Source organism: Rhizobium sp. AC27/96 (assembly GCF_001692325.1).
Classification (GTDB): domain Bacteria; phylum Pseudomonadota; class Alphaproteobacteria; order Rhizobiales; family Rhizobiaceae; genus Rhizobium.
The window spans coordinates 931,590-948,787 of sequence record NZ_LXKN01000018.1 but is presented as its reverse complement, the minus strand read 5'-3'; the positions used below and the strand labels follow the sequence as shown (position 1 = coordinate 948,787).

Here is a 17,198-nt window from a genome sequence, read left to right as displayed (position 1 = left end):
GCAATGACGCAACAACGCACGCTTGAAATTCGCCTCGTCTTCCGCCACCTGTTCGGCGCGACATTTGTTATTCCCAGGAGACTAGACGCTTATGACAGCCACCACCGCAGAACATACCGCCGAGAGCCACGTCTTTGAGGCTGACGTTGCCCGCCTTCTGCACATGATGGTTCACTCGGTTTATTCGGATAAGGACGTCTTCCTGCGCGAGCTGATCTCGAACGCGGCCGACGCTTGCGAGAAGCTGCGCTATGAGGCGATCGCCGCACCGGCGCTGCTGGCCAAGGACCCCGAAAGCCGCATCCTGCTGACGCTCGACGCCGATGCCAACAAGCTCATCGTCGAGGATAACGGCATCGGCATGAGCCGCGAGGAAATGATCGAGGCGCTCGGAACGATCGCCCGCTCCGGCACGCGCGCCTTCATGGAACGCATCGAGGCCCAGAAGCAGGGCGAAGGCGCCCAGCTCATCGGCCAGTTCGGTGTCGGCTTCTATTCCTGCTTCATGGTTGCCGACCGGGTCGATGTTGTCTCCCGCCGCGCCGGTGCCGACGATGCCTGGATCTGGTCGTCGGACGGCAAGGGCGGCTACAGCGTCGCTCCGATCGACGTGGCCGATGCTCCCGCCCGCGGAACGCGCATCACGCTGCATCTGATGGAGGATGCCAAGAACTACGCATCGCGCTGGAGTGTCGAGCGCATCGTCAAGGAGCAATCCGGCCATGTGCCGGTGCCGATCAAGATCGCCGAAAAGCCGGGCGAGGAAGCCACGCAGCTGACCGACGGCACGGCACTCTGGACCAAGTCGAAGAATGACATCACCAGCGAAGAATATGCCGATTTCTATCGCGGCATGTCCGGCCAATATGACGAGCCGGCCCTGACGGTTCATTTCCGCGCCGAAGGTCGCCATGAATATTCGGCGCTTGCCTTCGTGCCCGGCTCGCAGCCCTTCGATCTCTTCGATCCTGATCGCAAGGGCCGCATGAAGCTTTATGTGAAGCGGGTCTTCATTACCGACGAGGCGGAATTGCTGCCGCGCTATCTGCGTTTCGTGCGCGGCCTTGTCGATACGAACGACCTGCCGCTCAACGTCTCGCGCGAGATGATCCAGGAAAGCGCGATCCTGTCGGCAATCCGCAAGGGCGTCACCAACCGCATCATCACGGCGATCGAGAAGCTGGCCGAAAGCGACCAGGATGCTTTCCTGAAGCTCTGGGAAAACTTTGGCAGCCTGATCAAGGAAGGCATCCACGAGGACTTCGAGCGGCGCTCGCAATTGCTGGCGCTGTCACGCTTCCGCACGACGGCCTCCGGCGAGGGCTATCGTTCGCTTGCTGATTACGTCAAGGATGGCAAGGAAGGTCAGGAGGCGGTCTATTATCTCGTTGGCGGCAGCCTGGAACAGCTGAAGGCCTCGCCGCAGCTCGAAGGGTTCCGCGCCCGCGGCATCGAAGTGCTGCTGCTGTCGGATTCCGTCGACAGCTTCTGGGTGATGAATGCGCCTGAGTTCGAAGGCAAGAGCTTCAAGTCGATCACCCAGGGTTCCGCCGATCTCGCGCAGTTCAAGAAGCTGCAGGAGGACAAGGCGGAAAGCACGAGCGCGCCCGCCGAAGTGCAGGCCTTCATCGATTTCGCCAAGGAAAAGCTTGCCGATGAGGTATCCGACGTGCGCGCATCCGATCGCCTGATCGAAAGCGCCGTCTGCCTCGTCGCCTCCGAACAGGGTTACGACCGCCAGCTTGAGAAGATACTGCAGGGGGCTGGCCGTCTGCAGTCCGGCGCCAAGCCGATCCTGGAGGTCAATATGGACCACCCGGTCGTCAAGGCGATCGCCGCCAAGATCGACGCGCCGTCGCTGCGCGACGATGCGGCATTACTGCTCCTCGACCAGGCGCGCGTGCTCGATGGCGACAAGCCGGCCGATCCGCGTGCCTTTGCCGAGCGTCTGGTGCGGGTGATGGAAAAGGCTCTTCAGTAGCCGATTGGGGCCGGCACGGTTCGAAAGAGCCGTGCCGGCCTGTCCACAAGACGATCAGGCAGCTAAATTAGTTTGCCGCAATAAAATCTTGTCTCAAATTATCATCTTTTGTTGCGAGATGAGAATTCTTCTTTTATAGAAGGCTCCAATTGGCTTGGTTATGTCCGGCCACGTAAGCGTTAACGTCACTCAACGCGTATGATCGGACGGCTTTGCGGCTTCGATCTGCGCGGCTGTGTCCTGCAGATCGAGGTTCAAGAGCCTCGAAAGGGTACAGATGGATAACCCCCAAACATCAAATCCGAATAGCTCGGCTCCGAAGATCGAGCGCGTGCGTCATGAGTTGAAGCGGCGTTCCCTCACCGTCTCCAGTCTTGAAAAGATCACGCCGGGCATGCTGCGTATTGAACTTGCCGGCGAAGACCTTGCCGATTTCGTCAGCCTGGCGCCTGACGATCACATCAAGATCTTCGTCGCCGGCGCAGGCGAGGAGATGGAACGGCGCGACTACACGCCTCGGCGCTACGATAATGACGCTCGCACGCTCATCATCGATTTTGCCATTCATGAAGCCGGGCCGGTTACCCAATGGGCGCTCGACGCTCGTCTCGGCGACAAGCTCGAGATCGGCGGGCCCCGAGGGTCCGCAGTCGTTTCCAGCGACATCAAGAACTGGCTGCTCATCGGCGACGAGACGGCTTTGCCGGCAATCGGCCGCCGCATCGAGGAGACGGGTGGCGATGCACACGTCACGGCGATCGTCGCGGTTGCGGATGGCGCCGAACATCAGGTTTTTCAGACCGATGCGCAGCTGGAAACTCATTGGGCTCATCGGCCCCTGTCACAAGCGACCGACGCGTCGGCGTTGCTGGCCATTCTCCGAACGGTCGAGCTCGCGCCCGGCACCTTCGTCTGGATTGCCGCCGAAGCATCGGTGACGCGTGCGCTGCGTGCCCATCTCGTCGAAGAGCGTGGCTATCCGTTGAGCTGGATCAAGGCATCCGGCTACTGGGTGAAGGGCAAGGCTGATACGACTGAGAAGTTCGAATAAGCGTCGATATGGCGGGCGGATATGAAAAACCGCTCGCCAATCGCAATGTGAAGAGCGGCAGATCTTGCCGGCCAATCTTGCTGCTCCATCTCATGGCACAACTGTGCCGTAAATGGACGAGGGCCCCAATGCTAAGATTGGGTTCACCTCGACTGAAATCGGGGCAGATTTCGACTTCCTAAATTGCGTGGGATCGCCGAAGGTTAGGTGCAGGACGGAAACGGTGACGGAAGCACCACCGATCGTTTTGCATGTTCTAGGCGCCGAGCGGGAGGCGATGCTGACGAACGTCGCGCAAACCCCTGCCGCATGCGACGGCCAATGCTGAGGAACGAAGCGAGATGCTTGCCGTCCCGAAAGAACCGCCGCAGACATTCGTCTCGCTGATGCTGTCGTCGCTCCGCAAGGCCTTCTTCAGCATCGCGCTTGCAAGTGCTGCCATCAACGTGCTGGCGCTGACCGGCTCCTTCTTCATGCTGCAGGTTTATGATCGGGTCATTCCGAGCCACAGCTTGCCGACGCTGTCGGGGCTCGTCATCATCGTAGCCACGCTATTTCTTTTCCAGGGAGCACTGGAGTTGCTGCGCTCCATGTTGCTTGCGCGCATCGGCATGTCTCTGGATGAGCGCTTGAACAGAAAGGTTTTCCGCTCGCTTCTGTTTTTGCCGACCCAGAAGCAGACATCGGATGACGGGCTGCAATCCGTTCGCGATCTCGAGCAGATCCGCACGTTTTTATCCGGCAGCGGCGCGACTGCGCTCTTCGATCTGCCCTGGGTGCCGTTCTATCTGATCCTCTGCTCGCTGTTTCATGTCTGGATCGGCGTCACCGCCCTGTGTGGCGCCGTTTTACTGGTCGGCATTACCCTGCTCGCGGAAATATTGTCGCGGCGGCCGGCGCTCGAGGCGGCCAAATCCTCAGCGCAGCGCCTTGGTTTTGCCCAGGCTGCTCGGCGAAACTGGGAGGCCGCGATCTCGATGGGTTTTGCCGGCCGGCTGACCGAGAAATGGGTCGCCATGAATGACGACTATCTGAAGCATCAGTCGGCCGCGGGCTCCATCGTCGGCGCGCTGACGATTACGGCAAAGATCGCGCGTATGATGCTTCAATCCGCAGTGCTGGCCGTCGGCGCGATCCTCGTCATTCGCCAGGAGGCGACGGGCGGCATCATCATCGCCAGCTCTATCCTTGTGACGCGGGCGCTGGCGCCCGTCGAGCTTGCAATCGGGCAATGGAAGGGTTTCATTGCGGCGCGTCAGGGCTGGGCGCGGCTTGCGAAACTCATCGATGTCGCACCCGTCGAGCAGCACGTGCTCACGCTGCCGGCACCAATGCAGGAGCTCAGCGTCGAGAACATCAGTGTGGCATCTCCCGGCGGCCGCGATCTCATCCTGCGCAATGTGTCGTTCAAGATATCGGCGGGAACGGTGCTGGGCGTCATCGGCCCGAGTGCATCGGGAAAATCATCAATGGCACGCGCGATCACCGGCCTCTGGCCGGTTGCGATCGGCAGCGTCAGGCTCGACAAGGCAGCGCTGTCGCAATGGGATTCGGATGAACTCGGCCGGCATATCGGCTATCTGCCGCAGGATGTCGGTCTGCTCGAAGGGTCGATCGCGGATAATATTTCCCGCTTCGCCAGGGATATGGCGCCCGAACCAATCATAACGGCCGCCAGGGCTGCTGGCGTCTACGACATGATCGTCAAGCTTCCCGAAGGATTCGATACGGTGATCGGTGAAAGCGGCTCGCGGCTTTCGGCCGGCCAGAGGCAGCGCATCGCATTGGCGCGCGCACTTTATGGCGATCCGTTCCTGGTGGTGCTGGATGAGCCCAATTCCAACTTGGATGCGGAAGGAGAAGCGTGCCTGAGCGCGGCGCTGACGGGCGTGAGGGAGCGCGGCGGCATCGCCATTGTCATTGCCCATAGGCCGAGCGCGCTTGCTGCCGCCGATACGGTGATGATCGTTGCCGGCGGCCAGGTGCAGGCATTCGGTCCGAAGAAGGAGATCCTTGGGTTGCCGCCCAAGCATGCGGGGTCAGCGGCACTCGCGATCGCCGGGGGAGAAGCACGATGAACGACAGGCCTTCGCCCTCGACCGAACGCGCCATACGCCGCCTGTCGCTTCTCATCGTAGCCGCGATATTGCTGCTGTTCGGCGTGATGGGCGGCCTTGCCGCCGCGACGAAGATTTCCGGCGCGGTGATTGCCTCCGGCAGCCTGGTCGTCGACAGCTATGTAAAGTCGGTGAAGCACCTCAAGGGCGGCATCGCGAAGACGATCTTCGTGAAGAACGGCGAGCATGTCGATGCAGGCCAGGTGTTGGTGCGGCTTGACGACACGCAGACCAGGGCCAATCTTGCGATCATTCGCAAGCGCCTCAATGAACTCTCCGCCCGCACCGCACGTCTGGTCGCCGAGCGTGACGCCAAGGATGACATCGCCTTTCCGGCCGATCTGCTTCGTTCCGCCAGCAACGAAGACGTTGGAGCCATTTTGGCAGGGGAGCGGCGGCTCTTTCAAGACCGCCAGACTTCGCGCAATGGCCAGAAATCGCAGCTGCGCGAGCGAATTCAGCAGCTGCAGCAGGAGATCGAGGGACTTCTGGCGCAGGAGCAGGGCAAACGCAGCGAGATCGCGCTGATTGGCAAGGAGCTTGGCAGTCTCGAAGGGCTGCTCAGCCAGGGTATCATTTCGGCGACCAAGGTCTATTCGTTGCAAAGGGAGAGCGCTTCGCTGAACGGCGATCTCGGCAATGTCGTCTCGTCGATCGCCCAGACCCGTGGCAAGATCGCGGAAACCGAGCTGCAGATCCTCCAGATCGATGCCGATCAGAGTTCGCAGGTTTCCGATCAGCTGCGACAGGCGGAGAGTGATACGGGACAATATTCGGAACGTCTGGTTGCTGCGGAAGATGATTTGAAGCGGGTGGACATCAGGGCGCCGCAGGCCGGTGTCGTTGATCAACTGGGCATCCACGCCGAGGGAGCCGTGATTTCACCTGCCGAAGCTGTCATGCAGATCGTCCCCGACAAGGATGCGCTCGTGGCCGAGCTGAAACTTTCACCCCAGGATATCGATCAGATTTCTGTCGGACAGCCGGTCTCGCTGCGATTTCCGGCCTTCAATCAGCGGATTACGCCAGAGTTGAACGGGCATGTGGAAACCGTCTCTGCCGATCTGGCGACGGATCAGCGTTCAGGCCAGAGCTACTACATCGTGCGGGCGAGGGTGCCGAAGCAGGAGTGGGATCGGTTGGGGAAATTGACGCCGCTGCCCGGCATGCCGGCAGAAGCTTTCATGCAAACAGGCCAGAGAAGTGTTCTGGCTTATCTGACAAAGCCGATGACCGATCAGATCCGGCGGGCGTTCAAGGAGGATTAGGGTGCCTCCGCGAGGCACCCCCGTCATGGATTTGACTGCCTGATCTCAGATGTGCCAGTCCGACGTATGGGCTGTTTGAGCCGAGGCTGCCAGCTGTGAAGCGTGGTCATCCAGCGAATAGGCCTTGATGTAGTCGATCTTCATCTCCGACCCGTTTGGAAGCCCATTTGACGGCGTGCCCGCCACACCGCCGACGGCGAGATCGACGATCATATACATGGGGCTGTGCATGTCGGCGGGCGTCGCGGCATGGGCGACGGCGACATCGTCGAAATACCAGGTGATCTGATCCTTCTCCCAGAGCACGCCGTAATTGTGGAAGCCGTCCGTGCTTGGCACTTCGACGGGAATGGACGTCATCGTGTGTTCGCCGGTGGCGTTCGAATGGGCAGTCACGTTGACGGTATTCGGGTTCTGGCCGCGCATTTCCACGACATCGAGTTCCGGCGGCCAGGAGCCGTCCTCTGGGAGCAGCCAGAAAGCAGGCCATACGCCCTGGTCATGCGGCATCTCGGCGCGCATTTCAAAATATCCATAGGTCTGCGAGAAGGAGGAATAGGTCGTCAGAATGCCGGATGTATAGTCATGTCCCTCGACGATTGTCTTCAATGCGTCGGGCGTCGGCTTCGCCGTGATGGTCAGGATACCGTCGGAAGATATGGAAAACGGGTTCGCCGATGCCGTCGGCGCGTAGGACGGGTTGATGTACCATTGCAGCTCGTCGTTCAGGCTGCTGCCCTTGTCGGGCGCCCAGGAATATTTCGCATCCCAGGTGCCCTGTGTTCCCTCATGCAGGGAGAGCGAGTTGAAATCGTCCGAAAAGGTTTGCGTCAGCGACGACCTGTCCAGCCCGAGCTGGAATTGATCCTCGTGTAGGTCGGCAACGGTCTTATTGGCGAGAACCAGGCTCTCGCCATTGCCGAGATCGAGACGGACATTCGCACCTTCCTGGCTGGAATGGCTGATGACTTGATCAAAGGACGTCAGGCCATACTGGTTGAGGCGCACCTTGTCGTCATCACTGAGATCGGTGATGAGATCGCTGCCATTGCCCTTGGAGATGATGAAGGTATCGGCCCCGCCGCCGCCCGTCAGCACATCGTTGCCGGCGCCGCCGTCGATGGTCTGGCTGCCGCTGCCGCCGGTGATGATGTTATCGGCATCGTTGCCATAGGCATGGCGGTTGTTGCCGGTCACTGTGAGATTTTCGAAATTTTCGGGGAGGGTATAGTCCATCCAGGTGTTGATGGTATCGACACCGGCATTGGGGGCTTCGTAGGCGTGATTGAGGCTCGAATAGAGGTAGTAGATATCGTCGCCGGTACCGCCCACCATGGTCACGTTGACGGAGCTGTCGCCCCACATGGAGTCATTGCCGCTGGTGCCGTAGAGCGTCGGGCCTGAACCGGTCGCTGAGAAGAACCCCGTCGAGGTGTCGCTATAGTAGAGTGGCTGGCCTAGGGCATTCAAAACTGAATTGGGCATCGCAAACCTCTTCCTTTGTGCCGGGCTGTCTCCTCCACCGACTTAATATCTCTCTCCGCTTATATGCGTTACATAGCGTGCTTTATTTTTTTGCCACCCCCTGGAACAAGTTTTTTCATCACACCATTCGAGAGGGGATTGGGGTTTGCAGAAGCACGGCGCGGGGGCTGGCGACGCGATCGTTCATCGCGTCGCCAATGTTCGAGGTTTTTAAAGGGAAGCCTTTACCTTGGCGGCAATTTCCGGGCTCACCCAGGTCGTCCAGATGTCTTCACGGGTCTTCAGGAAATATTTGGCCGCGTCTTCGTTGGTGCCCTGGTTGTCCGTCTGCCAGGCAAGGAGGCTGTTCACCGTGTCGTTGGCCCATTTCCGCTTCTTCAGATAGTCCATCGCAACCCCGGCCTTTTCGGCGAATTTCTTGGTGACGACGGTGTAGACTTCCGAGACGGGATAGGAGTTGACCTTCGGATTGGCGCAGTCGATGACGGATGTGCAGGCATCCCATTCGGCCTTGTCATGGGGTACGCCGAAGGAGAGGCGAACCATCGGGTACTTGCCGAGGATTGATGTCGGCGACCAGTAATAGCCGAGCCAGCCGGTCTTCCTTTCGAAGGCGTTGGCGATCGTGCCGTCAAGGGCTGCAGCGGAGCCGGTCTCGACGATTTCAAACCCCTTCTTCTCTCCATCGAGCGCCTTGAAGAGATTGCCGAGCGATGCCTGGCACTGCCAGCCGGGCGGACAATTGTAGATGACGCCCTTTTTCGGGTCGTCCGACGCGGGGAAGAGTTCGGGATGTTCCAGGGCCTGTTGAACGGTCTTGATATCGGGATGTGCGTCGGCGAGGAATTTCGGAATCCACCAGCCGTCCTGGCCGCCTTCGGAGAGAATGCCGGCGGCGATGACCAAACGCCCTTCGGAGACGGCCTGATCCAGAGGCGTGCGGACTGCATTGATCCAAAGCTCGGGAGCGATGTCGGGCTGTCCCTTCTCGTTCATCGAGGTGAAGGTCGGCAAGGTATCGCCGGTGACGAGTTCTACCGAGCAGCCATAACCTTCCTGGAGGATGATCTTGTCGACATTTGCCGCGACGCCCGCCGACGCCCAGTTCATTTCGGCGATCGATACCGAGCCGCAATCGGCATGTGCGGCGCCGGCAAAGGTATAGAGTGCTGCGGCGAATAAGGCGGCAGCGATATGCTTCTTCATTTAAGACCTCCAGGTCCTGATGTTGCTGTTCTGGAAGGCTGCCACGGGCGAACCCAATGGACTGTCTCCATTCGCTTTTGCGATACCCGGATGCGTAAGGCTACGCCGGGTAAACCCGATCCACTATCAGGGTCGGGATGCGTGGGGACTACTGCCACATGTGCACCGGCATCATGTGTTGGACGGATGAAGTTTGCAGTTTTCCCACAGGAAATGACCTGTTGCGATTGGTTTCCTCTGGATTTTGAGCCTGACGAACGGAAGGCCCGCTGATTTCAGACGCCGCGACGCGGGAAAGAGATTTCTCGTTTTCGGTGCGTTGAGAGATCGCTATTTCTTTTAATCTACCATTTTTATGGACAATATTCGCATTATCGAAAACATGCCCGACGTTCTGAAAGGGATGAGAATGAGTGCGCCTAAACTGGTCGGCATTGCCGGCAGCTTCAACCGGCCATCGAAGACCTACGCACTGGTCCAGACCGTCGCGGATCTGGCGGGAGACCGATACGGGTTCTCCGCCAAGGTCCACGACCTGCACGATGTCGGCCCTTCGCTCGGCCTTGCGCTATCGCGCCAGGATCTCGACGATCGGGCGAAGCGCGTGATCGACGATATCGTCTCGTCGGACGCGCTGATCATCGGTTCGCCGACCTATAAGGGATCCTATCCGGGGCTCTTCAAGCATCTCATCGACCTTATCGATCCGCACGAGCTGCGCGCCAAGCCGATCATCATCACCGCTACCGGCGGCGGCGATCGCCACGCGTTGATGGTGGAGCACCAGCTGCGGCCGCTCTTCGGTTTCTTCATGGCCCATACGCTGCCGACCGCAGTCTATGCCTCGGATCGCGATTTCACCAATTACAAAGTTTCCTCGGAGCCGCTCGCCAGCCGGATCAACGAGGTTGTCGGCGAGCTCGCCGCCTTCTTTCCGCATCGGACAGCGGCGCTGGTCGCTGCGGAATAGTACCTGGAGATATGCGGTCTGCGAGGTCAGGCCGGAGTTCAACGCGATGGAGGGTTGCATGAGATCTAATATCATCAGTCGCCTGAAGACGATTTTTGGTTTCTTCCCGTTGGATGGAAAGAGAGAAGTGTCCGTGCAAGCGGCGGCGCCGGCCTCTCACGACCGGGAGCCTTCAGCCCGCGACTATGAACTCTACTATTGGTGCTCCATGCCGGCGCCCTGGTATTGAGGGGGCTGCCTTTGGTTTCGTGTTGCGAGCTACGGTTCTCGATTAAATCGGCAGCGGGGGTATCATGACCAGAGTGCTGATCGTGCCGGGATTATTCGGATCGGGCGAGGGGCATTGGCAGCGCCATTGGCTGCAGGATCAGCCTGACGCACGGCTTGTCGAGCAGGATGATTGGGATTTCCCCAATCTCGGCATTTGGAGGGAAAGGCTTGAGGCGGCGCTGGAAGATGCAGGCGAAGCCTATATCGTTGCCCATAGCCTCGGTTGCCTGCTGACGGCCAGATTGGCCGGTCGCCCGGCAGCGCGAAGGATCAAGGGCGCGCTTCTCGTCGCACCTTGCGATATTCCCGCGACCGAGACGCTTCATCCGGGCCATCTTTCCTTCGGGACCATGCCGACGGAGACATTGCCTTTCCCGAGCATGACGATCGGCAGCCTGAACGATCTCTATATGCGGCTGGATCGCCTCACAATGTTCGGGCGGCTGTGGAATTCCGATATCCGCAATATTGGCCTTGCCGGCCATATCAATGTCGCCAGCGGCTTTGGACGGTGGCCCAGCGGCTACGCTTTCCTCGAAATGGTGAAGGCGCGTGCCAGACATCGCAGGCCGCACGGATTTTCGACAGCAATCGCCGCATCCGCCTGAAAGAGGGCTTTTCATGCGAGGCATTCAACGTCATTGTGCGGCCGACTTTTTTGACCGTGCTGCCTCTCGCCCAGCCTTCAAGGCATGCGACGAGGTTCACATTTTGGAGGTACCATAATGAGTTTGCGTATCAACGATATTGCTCCTGATTTCACCGCGGAGACGACGCAGGGCGAGATCCAGTTCCATGACTGGATTGGCGGCGGCTGGGCGGTGCTGTTCTCTCACCCGAAGAACTTCACGCCCGTCTGCACCACCGAACTCGGAGCGATGGCAGGCCTGGAACAGGAATTCGCCGGGCGCGGCGTCAAGGTCATCGGCATTTCCGTCGATCCGGTCGAAAGCCACAGCAAGTGGAAGAGCGACATCAAGACGGCAACCGGCTTCGAAGTCGAATATCCGTTGATCGGCGACAAGGATCTCAAGGTCGCCAAGCTCTATGACATGCTGCCGGCAGGTGCCGGCGAAAGCTCGGAAGGGCGCACGCCGGCTGACAACGCCACGGTTCGCTCCGTCTTCGTCATCGGCCCGGACAAGAAGATCAAGTTGATCCTCACCTATCCGATGACAACGGGCCGCAACTTCGGCGAAATTCTCCGCGCCATCGACTCGATCCAGCTGACGGCAAAGCACCAGGTCGCAACGCCGGCAAACTGGCAGCAGGGCGAAGACGTCATCATCACCGCCGCCGTCTCCAACGAGGATGCGATCACCCGCTTCGGCTCGTTCGACACGGTATTGCCCTATCTGCGCAAGACCCGTCAGCCGGCTGCCTAACGAGTAGCGACGGCAAGATTATCGGTTTGTTCGATGCGGTCCGATGGGCCGCATCGCTTTTTATAGCCTGACATTTTCCCGCAGGAATTCCAGAAGCGCCCGCACCCGCGCCGGTAGCGGCCCGCCCTGGCCGATATAGACGGCGTAGAATTCCTCGACATCGCCCGGATTGAACTCTTCCAGGACGGGCAGAAGCCGGCCGGCTTCAAGATCGGCTTTGACGGTAAAGGCGGCGAGGCGTGCAATGCCCGCGCCCGCAAGCACGAGATGGCGCATGGCTTCGCCATCACCCACCTGCAGGCCGCGTGTCGCAGGAATTGTCATCATTTGATTGCCGAGCCGGAGAGGCCAGCCTTGTGTTGCCCGAGAATAGGAAAAGTCGATGCGGAAATGCCTTTCAAGCTCGGGCGGCGAAGTCGGAGTGCCATGCCGCTTCAGATAGTCGGGCGATGCAATGAGCATATTGCGCACCGTACCGAGCTTGCGAGCGATGAGGCTGGAGCTTTTCAACGGTCCCGTACGGATTGCGACATCCGCCCGCTCTTCCATCAGGTCCACGACACGATCGGTGTGGAAGACCTCAAGCGAAACATCCGGGTAGAGCGCCATGAAGGCGGGGATGAGCGGGGCGAGGACGTGGTTGCCGAAAGAGCCGCTGGTATTGACGCGAATATGCCCGCTAACCTGCTCGCCAGCCGAAGCATGGCGTTCCGCCTCTGCGATATCAGCGAGGATTGCCACGCTGCGCTCATAGAAGCCGCATCCCTCGGGCGTCAGTTGCAGACGTCTCGTCGAGCGGTTGATGAGGCGCGTGCCGAGGCGTTTTTCCAGCCTTGCCACGAGCTTGCTGACGGCTGAGGGCGTCATGCGGCAGGCTGTAGCGGCGGCGGTGAAGCCACCGAGCTCCACGGCGCGGACGAAGACCTCCATCTCACCGGAGCGATTGATATCTTGACGGCTCATGATGAATTGAAATCACAAATCAGTTTCTTATCGGCAATCTATATCAACAGCGCGGGAGCGTCTATCTATTGGGAAAGCAAAGGAGACAGACGATGGATTACAGAAATCTTGGTGCTTCCGGTTTGAGGGTGCCCGTACTCAGCTTCGGAGCTGGAACGTTTGCCGGCAGCGGGCCGCTTTTCAGCGCCTGGGGCACGACGGATGCGGCGGAGGCTCGCCGTCTCGTCGATATCTGCCTCGAGGCCGGCGTCAATCTCTTCGACACGGCCGATGTCTATTCGGCCGGTGCCTCGGAAGAAGTCCTCGGCGAGGCGATCAAGGGCCGGCGTGATGCGGTGCTGATCTCGACCAAGACCGCTCTGCCGATGGGAGATGGACCGGCTGATTGGGGCACCTCGCGGTCGCGGCTGATCAAATCCGTCGATGCCGCCTTACGCCGTCTGGGTACAGACTATATCGACCTGTTGCAGTTGCATGCCTTCGATGCCTCGACGCCGATCGACGAGACGCTCTCCACGCTCGACAGCCTCGTGAAGGCCGGCAAGATCCGGTATATCGGCGCTTCGAATTTTGCTGGCTGGGAGCTGATGAAATCGCTCGCCATCTCCGACCAGCATTCCTATGCACGCCACGTCGCCCATCAGGTCTATTATTCGCTTGCTGGCCGGGATTATGAATGGGAATTGATGCCGCTTGGCGCTGATCAGAATGTCGGCGCCCTGGTCTGGAGCCCGCTTGCATGGGGCAGACTGACGGGCAAGATCCGCCGTGGTCAGCCGCTGCCGGAGAAAAGCCGCCTGCACGAGACCGCAACCTTCGGTCCGCCGGTCGATGACGAAAAACTGTACGATATTGTCGAGGTGCTGGATGAGATTGCCGCCGAAACCGGCAAGAGCGTGCCGCAGATATCGATTAATTGGCTCTTGAGCCGCCCGACGGTGTCGAGCGTCATTATCGGCGCGCGCAACGAAGAGCAGCTGCGGCAAAACCTCGGAGCCGTCGGCTGGGCGCTTTCCAAGGAGCAGGTCGAAAAACTGGACAAGGTCAGCGCCGTGACCGCGCCCTATCCCTATTTTCCCTATCGGCGGCAGGAAGGGTTTGCCCGGCTCAATCCGCCGTTGGTCTGACCGGGAATCTTGGGCTTTCCGATATCGCAACGAAAAAAATTGGCGGCGAAGAGCAATCTCCGCCGCCAATTTCATGTTACCGGCCACCCTCGATCTTGCGATGGCGCTGGTTCCTGCCGCCTTCGCCATAAGGGTAGGCGGCCGCCTGTGGCGCGCTGATGTCGTTCAGTCTGCCCATCTCCGCTTCCGACAGTTTCAGTTCTGCCGAGCCGAGATTGTCGGCAAGCTGTTCGCGCGTGCGGGCGCCGAGGATGACGGAGGTCACAGCTGGCCGCGCCGCCGTCCAGGCAAGCGCCACCTGCGCCATGCTGACGCCGCGCGCCTTGGCGATCTCTTCGACAGCATCGATGATCGCCCAGGTCCGCTCTTGTGCATTGCGGGCGGCATAGGATTCGTTGCCGCGATTTGGGTTTTCACCAAGACGGGTCGCACCGGTTGGCGTCTCGTCGCGCTTGTATTTGCCGGTCAGCCAGCCGCCGCCGAGCGGCGACCAGGGCAGAAGGCCCATGCCAGCATCCAGGCAGGCGTCGACGATCTCAAGCTCGATATCGCGAGCGAGCAGATTGTATTGCGGCTGCAGCGTCACCGGCCGCGTATATCCGCGCGCCTTGGCGATCTCGGCGGCCTTGGCGATATGCCAGCCGACATAGTTGGAGAAGCCGTAATAGCCGATCTTGCCGGCACGCACGGCATCGTCCAGAAAGCGCAGCGTCTCTTCGATCGGTGTCAGGGCGTCCCAGGCATGCATCTGGTAGAGATCGATATGATCGATGTCGAGGCGGCGCAGCGAGTCGTCCAAGGCCTGGCCCAGATGCCGGCGCGAGAGGCCGATATCGTTCGGGCCTTTGCCCATAGGAAAACGGCCTTTGGTGGCGACGACGGCTTGCCGTGCCTCAGTCGGACGTGCCTTCAGCCAGCGCCCGATGATCTCCTCCGATTTGCCGGCGCTGTAGACGTCGGCGGTATCGATGAAATTGCCGCCCCAGGCGAAATAATCGTCCAGCAGCTTGTGGGACGCGGCCTCGTCCGCTTCCGCGCCGAAGGTCATGGTGCCAAGGCAATAGGCCGTGACGACAGCCCCACTCGGGCCGAGCTTGCGATAATCCATTTCTGTCTCCTCTGACGAAGCACTGGTGCCTGATGGCAGCGCGGCCGGGAGAGCCGCAGACTCCGTGATCCATAGCAATGTGATGCTTGAGACGGCCTCCACCGTCGATGGGGTTCGGCGCTCGACATGTTACTGCCGAGGCCGCAGTGCAACTTAGCCAATCATCCCATGATAACCAAGCGCATTCATTGCCTGGACGGCTCGGCTTGCGTAAAATTCTCCGTGATGATTCCTCTTTCGCCGAATGCCTTCCTGTATGGATGAAACACCGCCGACCAGCCGCATGCTCTCCTGGGCGCGCAACTCCACCATCTATCGTCTCGAGCGCCGGATGATGACCGAGAAGCAATTGTTCGAAGCGATTGCCAAGAAAGCGAAGCAGAAGTTCGAGGACATCAGCGAGGCCCAGATCAAGGCGCTTGCCGATTTTGCCGTAAAGTTCGCCTATGAGCTGAAGGTGCTCGATGATGTCGCCTTTGCCGAGATCAGCACGCGTTCGGCGGTTCGCTCCGGCAAATCGAAGAAAGCCATCGCCTTCAAGCTCGCCTCCAAAGGCATTGCTGGCGAGACGGTCGTCGCGGCAGTGGAGGAGGTCGATGATCTCCATTCCGCCGTCATCTTTGCCAGGAAGCGTGGTTTCGGACCTTTTCGCCGCGGCGATCTCGACGAAAAGCGCAAGGCGAAGGAACTCTCCGCTTTCGCCCGCAATGGCTTCAGCTTTGCCATCGGCAAACGGGTTTTCGATATGGAGCGAGAGGACGCCGAAGAGGTCCTCTACTCTGCTTCGGCATTCTGAGACCTGACGCTCATTGAAATAGCCTGGGTCACCGGCTAGCTTGGCGGGCTTGAGAGCCGCGTGCACGGGGAAGTTTGTGAGATCAGCTATTCGATTGCCGGCGATGGCACTTTTCATCGCTTTTCTGCCCATGACCGCACATGCCGATTGGCAGCCGGTTGAGGTCATCAAGACCTATTCGATTACCGGAACGTCCGGCGCTGAACTCTACGATTCGATCGGCGAGCGCGGCCCGCTGCTCGGTCCTAAGGTAAGGGCGATCGCTCATACGGATTTCAAGCTTACCTGGACCCGCAAATACGAACCGCAACCCAATGGCGCCTGCACGATCACCACCAACATTCCCAAGGTGATCATCACCTACACCTTGCCGAAGCCCACCGGGCAGCTGCCGGCCCAGACCCGCAGAAGCTGGCAGAAATTCATCGCCGGCGTCGAGGCGCATGAGCGGGTGCATGGCGGGTACATCAAGGACATGGTCAAGGAAATCGAGGCCATGAGCGTCGGTTTTTCTGTGCCGGACGATCCGAAGTGCGGCAAGATCCGCGTCGAATTGACGAAGCGGCTCGGCGAGATTTCCCAAAAGGAACGGCAGCGCAATGTCGATTTCGACAAGGTCGAATTCAGCGACGGCGGCAATCTCCAGCAGCTCGTTCTGAAACTGGTGCGGGAAGAATAGCGCTGAGAAACGCAGCCGGTCGTTTGCTCCCGGCTGCATTTGTTCGAAGCGGGATTAACGGCCCTTCTGCTTCCGCCATTCGGCGAATTTCAGCTTCGGAGCGTCGCTCGTTGCCGGGTAGAGGCCGATGATGGTGGCGCCGTTCAAGACCTCTTCGGTGACGAAGTCCTCATAGGCCGTCATCTCCACCGTCTCGTCGGCAATCTCGTCGGCGATATGGGCGGGAATGACGATAACGCCTTCATTGTCGCCGACCAGAACGTCGCCGGGGAAAACTGCGACATCGCCGCAGCCGATTGGGCCGTTGATCTCGATTGCCTGATGCAGCGTAAGGTTTGTCGGGGCGGACGGGCGGTGATGATAGGAGGGGATATCGAGCGCGGCGATTTCCGGGCTGTCGCGGAAGCCGCCGTCGGTGACGACGCCGGCGACGCCGCGCACCTGCAGACGCGAGATCAGGATCGAGCCCGCCGAGGCTGCTCGCGCATCCTTGCGGCTATCCATGACCAGGATGAAACCGGGAGGGCATTGCTCGACGGCGGCACGTTGCGGGTGTTCCGGATTGCGGAAGACCTCGAGCGTGTTCAAGTCTTCGCGTGCCGGGATATAGCGCAGCGTGAAGGCCTGGCCGACCATGTTCGCCTTCTTCGGCGATAGCGGCCGCACATCCTGGATGAATTGGTTGCGCAAGCCGCGCTTGAAGAGTGCGGTGGCGATCGTCGGCGTCGCGACCCCCTTCAGCTTGTCGCGTGTCTCGTTACTCAGCACGTAATTGCTCATGCGATATATCCT

16 protein-coding genes are annotated in these 17,198 nt (G+C 59.9%); 11 read left to right on the top strand and 5 right to left on the bottom strand.

Features of this window, described 5'->3' with window-relative positions:
- The first annotated feature begins 91 nt into the window (after positions 1-91).
- The 4 genes from htpG (at position 92) to A6U86_RS17990 (ending at position 6,417) form a co-directional block, all read left to right on the top strand.
- A complete protein-coding gene (gene htpG / locus A6U86_RS18010; protein ID WP_068393804.1) occupies positions 92-1,981 on the top strand; it encodes a molecular chaperone HtpG in 1,890 nt (629 codons plus the stop codon).
- A 277-nt stretch (positions 1,982-2,258) separates the two neighbouring features.
- The gene (locus A6U86_RS18005) at positions 2,259-3,032 is read left to right on the top strand and encodes a siderophore-interacting protein (protein WP_068393803.1); all 774 of its coding nucleotides are present in this window, start codon (positions 2,259-2,261) and stop codon (positions 3,030-3,032) included.
- A 341-nt stretch (positions 3,033-3,373) separates the two neighbouring features.
- The gene (locus tag A6U86_RS17995) at positions 3,374-5,110 is read left to right on the top strand and encodes a type I secretion system permease/ATPase (protein WP_068393800.1); all 1,737 of its coding nucleotides are present in this window, start codon (positions 3,374-3,376) and stop codon (positions 5,108-5,110) included.
- Positions 5,107-6,417, top strand: coding sequence for an HlyD family type I secretion periplasmic adaptor subunit (locus A6U86_RS17990; RefSeq protein WP_068393798.1), 1,311 nt, complete (start codon positions 5,107-5,109; stop codon positions 6,415-6,417). Before A6U86_RS17995 ends, A6U86_RS17990 begins: the two co-directional genes overlap by 4 nt.
- Positions 6,418-6,462: 45 nt before the next feature.
- Here the strand turns inward: A6U86_RS17990 and A6U86_RS17985 are convergent, their stop codons facing one another.
- Together A6U86_RS17985 and A6U86_RS17980 are read right to left on the bottom strand one after the other, a co-directional pair.
- Complete coding sequence (locus A6U86_RS17985) at positions 6,463-7,902, bottom strand: family 16 glycosylhydrolase (protein ID WP_068393797.1); 1,440 nt, start codon at positions 7,900-7,902, stop codon at positions 6,463-6,465.
- 210 nt (positions 7,903-8,112) lie between these two features.
- Positions 8,113-9,108, bottom strand: coding sequence for an ABC transporter substrate-binding protein (locus tag A6U86_RS17980; protein ID WP_068393796.1), 996 nt, complete (start codon positions 9,106-9,108; stop codon positions 8,113-8,115).
- 409 nt (positions 9,109-9,517) lie between these two features.
- Here A6U86_RS17980 and msuE point away from each other — a divergent pair, with 409 nt between their 5' ends.
- The 4 genes from msuE to A6U86_RS17965 all read left to right on the top strand — a co-directional run bounded on the left by msuE (position 9,518) and on the right by A6U86_RS17965 (position 11,733).
- Complete coding sequence (gene msuE / locus A6U86_RS17975) at positions 9,518-10,078, top strand: FMN reductase (RefSeq protein ID WP_068394094.1); 561 nt, start codon at positions 9,518-9,520, stop codon at positions 10,076-10,078.
- A 58-nt stretch (positions 10,079-10,136) separates the two neighbouring features.
- On the top strand, positions 10,137-10,307 hold the full coding sequence (locus tag A6U86_RS34790; RefSeq protein WP_244509968.1) for a hypothetical protein: 171 nt from the start codon (positions 10,137-10,139) through the stop codon (positions 10,305-10,307).
- A gap of 64 nt (positions 10,308-10,371) precedes the next feature.
- Positions 10,372-10,956 carry an alpha/beta hydrolase gene (locus A6U86_RS17970; RefSeq protein WP_068393794.1) on the top strand — a complete coding sequence of 195 codons (585 nt, stop codon included), beginning with the start codon at positions 10,372-10,374 and terminating at the stop codon, positions 10,954-10,956.
- Positions 10,957-11,073: 117 nt separating this feature from the next.
- Complete coding sequence (locus A6U86_RS17965; RefSeq protein WP_068393793.1) at positions 11,074-11,733, top strand: peroxiredoxin; 660 nt, start codon at positions 11,074-11,076, stop codon at positions 11,731-11,733.
- Positions 11,734-11,793: 60 nt separating this feature from the next.
- On the opposite strand, the gene A6U86_RS17960 is transcribed toward A6U86_RS17965, so the two are convergent.
- A complete protein-coding gene (locus A6U86_RS17960) occupies positions 11,794-12,696 on the bottom strand; it encodes a LysR family transcriptional regulator (RefSeq protein WP_068393792.1) in 903 nt (300 codons plus the stop codon).
- 92 nt (positions 12,697-12,788) lie between these two features.
- Here A6U86_RS17960 and A6U86_RS17955 point away from each other — a divergent pair, with 92 nt between their 5' ends.
- Complete coding sequence (locus A6U86_RS17955) at positions 12,789-13,823, top strand: aldo/keto reductase (protein WP_068393791.1); 1,035 nt, start codon at positions 12,789-12,791, stop codon at positions 13,821-13,823.
- 76 nt (positions 13,824-13,899) lie between these two features.
- Here the strand turns inward: A6U86_RS17955 and A6U86_RS17950 are convergent, their stop codons facing one another.
- On the bottom strand, positions 13,900-14,931 hold the full coding sequence (locus A6U86_RS17950) for an aldo/keto reductase (protein WP_068393790.1): 1,032 nt from the start codon (positions 14,929-14,931) through the stop codon (positions 13,900-13,902).
- 256 nt (positions 14,932-15,187) lie between these two features.
- Between A6U86_RS17950 and recX the strand changes: the two genes are divergently transcribed.
- Together recX and A6U86_RS17940 are read left to right on the top strand one after the other, a co-directional pair.
- Positions 15,188-15,727, top strand: a complete 540-nt coding sequence (gene recX / locus A6U86_RS17945) for a recombination regulator RecX (protein ID WP_068393788.1) — start codon at positions 15,188-15,190, stop codon at positions 15,725-15,727.
- Between the two features lie 103 nt (positions 15,728-15,830).
- Positions 15,831-16,406 carry a DUF922 domain-containing Zn-dependent protease gene (locus A6U86_RS17940; protein WP_068393786.1) on the top strand — a complete coding sequence of 192 codons (576 nt, stop codon included), beginning with the start codon at positions 15,831-15,833 and terminating at the stop codon, positions 16,404-16,406.
- A 54-nt stretch (positions 16,407-16,460) separates the two neighbouring features.
- Here the strand turns inward: A6U86_RS17940 and A6U86_RS17935 are convergent, their stop codons facing one another.
- Positions 16,461-17,186 carry a ribonuclease activity regulator RraA gene (locus A6U86_RS17935; protein ID WP_068393784.1) on the bottom strand — a complete coding sequence of 242 codons (726 nt, stop codon included), beginning with the start codon at positions 17,184-17,186 and terminating at the stop codon, positions 16,461-16,463.
- Positions 17,187-17,198 lie beyond the last annotated feature (12 nt).

Excerpts from the sequence above, each read along its gene's own strand:
- A6U86_RS34790 (WP_244509968.1), top strand. The coding sequence starts at position 10,137 with ATGAGATCTAATATCATCAGTCGCCTGAAGACGATTTTTGGTTTCTTC.
- A6U86_RS17960 (WP_068393792.1), bottom strand. The coding sequence starts at position 12,696 with ATGAGCCGTCAAGATATCAATCGCTCCGGTGAGATGGAGGTCTTCGTC.
- recX (WP_068393788.1), top strand. The coding sequence starts at position 15,188 with ATGGATGAAACACCGCCGACCAGCCGCATGCTCTCCTGGGCGCGCAAC.
- A6U86_RS17980 (WP_068393796.1), bottom strand. The coding sequence starts at position 9,108 with ATGAAGAAGCATATCGCTGCCGCCTTATTCGCCGCAGCACTCTATACC.
- msuE (WP_068394094.1), top strand. The coding sequence starts at position 9,518 with ATGAGTGCGCCTAAACTGGTCGGCATTGCCGGCAGCTTCAACCGGCCA.
- htpG (WP_068393804.1), top strand. The coding sequence starts at position 92 with ATGACAGCCACCACCGCAGAACATACCGCCGAGAGCCACGTCTTTGAG.
- A6U86_RS17985 (WP_068393797.1), bottom strand. The coding sequence starts at position 7,902 with ATGCCCAATTCAGTTTTGAATGCCCTAGGCCAGCCACTCTACTATAGC.
- A6U86_RS17940 (WP_068393786.1), top strand. The coding sequence starts at position 15,831 with ATGGCACTTTTCATCGCTTTTCTGCCCATGACCGCACATGCCGATTGG.
- A6U86_RS17990 (WP_068393798.1), top strand. The coding sequence starts at position 5,107 with ATGAACGACAGGCCTTCGCCCTCGACCGAACGCGCCATACGCCGCCTG.
- A6U86_RS17935 (WP_068393784.1), bottom strand. The coding sequence starts at position 17,186 with ATGAGCAATTACGTGCTGAGTAACGAGACACGCGACAAGCTGAAGGGG.
- A6U86_RS18005 (WP_068393803.1), top strand. The coding sequence starts at position 2,259 with ATGGATAACCCCCAAACATCAAATCCGAATAGCTCGGCTCCGAAGATC.
- A6U86_RS17955 (WP_068393791.1), top strand. The coding sequence starts at position 12,789 with ATGGATTACAGAAATCTTGGTGCTTCCGGTTTGAGGGTGCCCGTACTC.
- A6U86_RS17965 (WP_068393793.1), top strand. The coding sequence starts at position 11,074 with ATGAGTTTGCGTATCAACGATATTGCTCCTGATTTCACCGCGGAGACG.
- A6U86_RS17995 (WP_068393800.1), top strand. The coding sequence starts at position 3,374 with ATGCTTGCCGTCCCGAAAGAACCGCCGCAGACATTCGTCTCGCTGATG.
- A6U86_RS17950 (WP_068393790.1), bottom strand. The coding sequence starts at position 14,931 with ATGGATTATCGCAAGCTCGGCCCGAGTGGGGCTGTCGTCACGGCCTAT.
- A6U86_RS17970 (WP_068393794.1), top strand. The coding sequence starts at position 10,372 with ATGACCAGAGTGCTGATCGTGCCGGGATTATTCGGATCGGGCGAGGGG.